The sequence below is a fragment of the Actinomycetota bacterium genome, from assembly GCA_036280995.1.
GTDB lineage: Bacteria > Actinomycetota > CALGFH01 > CALGFH01 > CALGFH01 > CALGFH01.
In genome coordinates this window covers 1-3,722 of record DASUPQ010000222.1, presented here as the reverse complement: position 1 = coordinate 3,722, position 3,722 = coordinate 1, and the positions used below count along the sequence as shown (strand labels likewise).

Sequence of the window (3,722 nt, the reverse complement as noted above, 5' to 3'; positions counted from 1 at the left end):
AAGATCCATGCGATGGTGTCCGGCGGCGACGAGCGCCCGGCCAGCGGCGAGACCCTGGCCGGGCTGCTGCGCGGCCTGCGGGAACGGGCGCTGCTGACCCAGGAGGAGCTGGCCGAGCGTTCAGGACTGAGCGTGCGCACCATACGCGGCCTGGAACGGGGCGACATCCGCCGCCCCCGGAGCGCTTCGGTCCGCCAGCTCGCCGATGCCCTCCAGCTCACCGGGCGGGCGCGGGAGGAGCTGGTCGCCGCCGCCCGCGGCGGCCCGGCCGCCGGCGGCGATCCGGCCGCCGCCGGGGCCACGGGGGAGCCCGCGACGGCGGGTCCGCCGGTACCGCGGTCGCGGCGGCGGTTGGCGGGATGGATCGGGGCGGCCGCGGTCCTGGCCGTCCTGGTGGTCCTGGCCGGGCAGCTCGTCGGCGGCACCCCCGACGGCGGGACCGCCGGGTCGCCGGTTCGGGCCGGGGCCGGGCCGCCGGCCAGCGGGCCGGCGGTCAAGCCGCTGCCCAGCCGGTTCCAGGCCTCGGGCGCGATCCGGGTCAGCTCCCAGGGCTCCCTGGCCCCGATGGGCTTCATGGAGCCCGGCAGCCGGCGGTTCAGGGGCCTGAACGTGGACCTCGCCGAGGCGATGGGCCGGCGGTTGCGAGTCCGCTTCGAGTTCCGCAACGTCCCGTTCACCCACTCGTTCCGGGACATGCGCGCGGGCCGCTCCGACATCGCCATGTCGGTGTTCAGGGACATCAACCGGGCCCCCGACCTGGACTACGTCCACTACCTCGACCCGAGTACGACGTTCGTCGTGCCCAGGGGGAACCCGTCGCGCATCCGTTCGCGCGCCGACCTGTGTGGCCGCATCGTGGCCCGCTCGCTGGTCACCCCCGAGGAGGCCCTGCTACGCCAGAGCCGACGGTGCCTCGCCGCGGGCAGGGAGGAGGTCACCGTCGTGACCACCGCCGCCGAGCAGCCACTGCGGCGGGTGCTGGAGGTGGTCAGAGGCCGCCGCGCCGACATCGCCATGCTCGACCTGCCACTGGCCGAGCACGCCCTGGGGACCTCGGGCATCGGCCGGCACCTGGAGGCCATCGCGCTGGACGTCGACGCAGGCCCGTACGGGATCGTCGTCCGAAAGGCGGACGGCCAGCTCAGGGACGCGCTGCAGTCGGCCCTGCAGGCCGTCATCGACGACGGAACCTACGCCAGGATCCTGGCCAGGTGGGACCTCAGCGCCCGGGCGGTGCCCACCGCCTCCGTCAACGGCCACGCCGAGGAGGGTCCTGACTGACGGTCTGTGCCCGCCGGCCGGCCTCGGCGGGGGACAGGGCCTCGGCCCCGACGACCACCGCCGCCACCGCCTCGAGGGGAACGACCTCGAACCCCGGCCCCCCCAGCCGCTCGAACACCTTCGCCGGCACCAGCTTGATCGCCGTCGCCACCACCAGCGTCGGCACCCGGCCCGCCAGCTCCGCGGTCCCGACGGCGTTGAGCAGCGCCTCCGGCCCGATCGCATCCGCCCCCACCACACCGACCACCGGGTCCGACCGGGCCGAGACCGGGTCCAGCCGGGCCAGGACCCGGTCGACCAGGGAGCTGTGGGAGACGGTGGCCACGCCCCCCGGAGTGCCGGCCAGGCGGCCGCGCAGCCAGGCGGTGGCGGCGGTCACGGCGGCGTCGGCGTCGGCGCCGAGGCGGCGGCCCAGGCCGGCCAGGGCGGCGGCCGGGTCGGGGCCGCGGGCGGCCTGGGCCAGGTGCCAGATCGGGGCCATGGCCGGCTGGCCGGCCAGCAGGACGGCCACCGCCTCCGCCAGCAGGGGCGGGTCGGCGGCCACCTCGAGCAGCCCGTCGAGGGCGGTGGCGGCGACCTCCATGGCCCCGCCCCGGCGGTCGGCGGCGGCGGCCCGCACCGCCGCGGGCAGGCCTCGGGCGTCCATGGTCGCGATAGGCTACGCCGGCAGCCCTTCCGGCGCCCCCCAGCGCCCCGACCGCGGAGACCGCAGTGAGCAGACGCCTCCTGGTCGTCCTCGTCGTCCTCGGCGTGCTGGCCACCACCGGTGGGCTGGCCGGCGGGCTGCTGCTGGCCCGCGACCCCGGCGAGGAGCCGGCGGTGGCCGGGCCCACCACGATCCCGGAGACCACCGCCCCCGTCACCTCGGAGCCCGCCTCGTCGACCTCGTCGTCGAGCTCGTCGTCGTCGACGACCAGCACCACCAGCGGCGTGAGCGTCCAGGCCCGGGTGGTCCAGCGCCTGGAGGACGGCGTGGTCGTCCGCTACGAGGCCTCCGAGGCGGTCTCGGCCGTGCTCAACTGGGGATTCGGGGGACCGAGCGGGCACCAGCTCCAGTTCCCCGGCCCGGCCGCCCAGAGCACCGTCAAGCTCGTCCTGGCCAGGACGCCACGGGCCGTCTCGATGCGGGTCACCGGCCAGACGGCCGACGGGCGGACCGGCGCCAGCGGCACCCTGACCGCCCGCCGGGTGGTCCGGCGGGTCGTGCTGGAGGTCGTGGCCCTCACCCTCGACATCCCCGACGGCACCGGCGGGATCGCCACCGGCTTCCGCGGCAGCACCTTCACCCCGCTCGGGCCCGGCCTGCGCGGGCCGACGGCCTCCTCGCAGCCGTACGCGTTCCCCTCGACCGTGCTCGCGGCCGGGGAGCGCGCCAGCCCGCTGGCCCTCCGGTTCTTCCACGAGGTCCAGCCCAACCCGCCGCGGACCCGGGTGGCCAACCTGGCCATCCCGTTCCCGCAGGCCGGCCAGCGGACCCTGAACCGCGACGTCCCCGCCAGCGGGATCGTCGCCCACCTCCGGCTGCGGGTCACGGTGACGACGTCATGACCGGACCAGGGGAGCGGCGCTACGCGCTGGAGCTGTCCGAGGGCGAGGTCGAGCGCTACCGGATGATGGCCGAGCGGGCCCGGGCCGACGAGGCCGACCTGTGGGAGCTGGCCGGGATCGGGCCCGGGGCCAGGGTCGCCGACGTGGGCTGCGGCCCGGGGGCGATGCTGCCGGCGCTGTCGGCCGCGGTCGGCCCCGGCGGCCGGGTCCAGGCCGTCGACGCCGACCCGGCGGCCGTGGCCGCGGCCCGCGCCCTGGCCGCCGCGGCCGGCCTGGCCAACGTCTCGGTCGCCGAGGCCCGGGCCGACCACACCGGCCTGGAGCCGGGGTCGCTCGACGCGGTGATGCTGCGCCACGTGCTCGCCCACAACGGCGGCGCCGAGGACGCCATCGTCGGCCACCTGGCCACGCTGGTCCGCCCGGGCGGCTGCGTGTACCTGGTCGACGCCGACGGCACGGCCATGCGGGTCCTGCCCGAGCAGGCCGACCTGGCCGACCTGGCCGAACGCTACGCCGCCTTCCGGGCCGCCAGGGGGGACGACAACCGGGCCGGCCTGCGGCTGGCCGACCGCCTCGTCCGGGCCGGCCTCGAGGTGGTCGAGTTCCGCGGCCGCTACGTCATCGGGGAACCGCCCGCCGGCGTGCGCCCGCCAGGGTGGGCGGCCAGGGAGGCGATGGTCACCGCCGGCGTGGCCACCGAGGACGACGTGCGGCGCTGGGAGCGGGCGTTCCAGGAGCTGGAGTCGGCGCCCGTCCGCCCCACCTTCTTCGCCCCCTTCTTCACCGCCGTCGGCCGCCGCCCGGACTAGCGGCGCCTACAATCGGGGGAACAGCCAGGCCGACAGGAGGCCACCGTGCCCGACAACGACGCCGTGACCGGGGCCGACGCGCCC

The 3,722-nt window shown here is 77.3% G+C and carries 4 protein-coding genes; 3 read left to right on the top strand and 1 reads right to left on the bottom strand.

The features are described from left to right. Positions 1–1,281 (top strand): transporter substrate-binding domain-containing protein (locus VF468_07060; protein HEX5878065.1); only part of this gene is annotated, 1,281 nt, incomplete at its 5' end. Here VF468_07060 and VF468_07055 read toward each other — a convergent pair. Further along, a complete protein-coding gene (locus VF468_07055) occupies positions 1,250–1,927 on the bottom strand; it encodes a hypothetical protein (protein HEX5878064.1) in 678 nt (225 codons plus the stop codon). The genes VF468_07060 and VF468_07055 overlap by 32 nt on opposite strands. 65 nt (positions 1,928–1,992) lie before the next feature. Between VF468_07055 and VF468_07050 the strand changes: the two genes are divergently transcribed. Beyond that, on the top strand, positions 1,993–2,829 hold the full coding sequence (locus VF468_07050; GenBank protein ID HEX5878063.1) for a hypothetical protein: 837 nt from the start codon (positions 1,993–1,995) through the stop codon (positions 2,827–2,829). Next, positions 2,826–3,638: a methyltransferase domain-containing protein gene (locus VF468_07045; protein ID HEX5878062.1), complete on the top strand. Its 813-nt coding sequence runs from the start codon at positions 2,826–2,828 to the stop codon at positions 3,636–3,638. The genes VF468_07050 and VF468_07045 overlap by 4 nt, the downstream gene beginning before the upstream one ends. The last annotated feature ends 84 nt before the right edge of the window (positions 3,639–3,722 follow it).

Coding starts and splice junctions, on each gene's coding strand:
- VF468_07055 (HEX5878064.1), bottom strand. CDS start 1,927: ATGGACGCCCGAGGCCTGCCCGCGGCGGTGCGGGCCGCCGCCGCCGAC.
- VF468_07045 (HEX5878062.1), top strand. CDS start 2,826: ATGACCGGACCAGGGGAGCGGCGCTACGCGCTGGAGCTGTCCGAGGGC.